This window comes from Streptomyces sp. SID4985, assembly GCF_009863025.1.
Taxonomy (GTDB): domain Bacteria; phylum Actinomycetota; class Actinomycetes; order Streptomycetales; family Streptomycetaceae; genus Streptomyces.
On sequence record NZ_WWIR01000539.1, the window covers coordinates 1 to 1,079 of the forward strand.

At 67.7% G+C, this 1,079-nt stretch carries 1 protein-coding gene; it reads left to right on the plus strand.

Annotated elements, in window-relative coordinates; genetic code table 11:
• The coding region (locus tag GTW40_RS23315) for a HAMP domain-containing protein (protein ID WP_161182139.1) at nucleotides 1-1,079 on the plus strand (1,079 nt) is incomplete at both ends.

Here is a 1,079-nt window from a genome sequence, read left to right on the forward strand (position 1 = left end):
GGTACCTGGAAGGACCTGACGGACTCGGTCAACACCGCGTTCCGCAACCTGACCGGTCAGGTGCGCAACATCGCCCAGGTGACGACGGCGGTGGCCAACGGCGACCTCTCGCAGAAGGTCACCGTCGACGTCTCCGGCGAGATGCTCAAGCTGAAGAACACCGTGAACACCATGGTGGACCAGCTCTCCAGCTTCGCCGACCAGGTGACGCGGATGGCCCGTGACGTGGGCACGGAGGGGCGGCTCGGCGGTCAGGCCCGGGTGGACGGTGTCTCGGGCACCTGGAAGGAGCTGACGGACTCCGTCAACCTCATGGCCAACAACCTGACCATGCAGGTGCGCAACATCTCCCAGGTGACGACGGCCGTGGCGCGCGGCGATCTGTCGCAGAAGATCGGCGTGGACGCGCGCGGCGAGATCCTGGAGCTGAAGAACACCATCAACACGATGGTGGACCAGCTCTCCGCCTTCGCCGACCAGGTGACCCGGGTCGCCCGGGACGTGGGCACGGAGGGCCGTCTCGGCGGTCAGGCGCAGGTGCCGGGCGTGGCCGGGGTGTGGCGGGACCTCACCGAGTCGGTGAACGGCATGGCGGGCAACCTGACCGGCCAGGTGCGCAACATCGCGCAGGTCGCGACCGCGGTGGCCCGCGGTGACCTCTCCCAGAAGATCACCGTGGACGCGCGCGGGGAGATCCTGGAGCTGAAGAACACGCTGAACACGATGGTGGACCAGCTGTCGTCGTTCGCGCAGGAGGTCACGCGCGTCGCCCGTGAGGTGGGCACGGAGGGCATCCTCGGCGGCCAGGCCGAGGTCCAGGGTGTCTCGGGCACCTGGAAGGACCTCACGCAGTCCGTGAACTTCATGGCGAACAACCTGACGATCCAGGTGCGCAACATCGCCGAGGTGACGACGGCGGTGGCCAAGGGCGACCTGTCGAAGAAGATCACCGTCGACGCCAAGGGCGAGATCCTCGAACTCGTCACCACGGTCAACACGATGGTCGACCAGCTGTCGTCGTTCGCCGAGCAGGTGACCCGGGTGGCCCGTGAGGTGGGCACCGAGGGCATCCTGGGCGG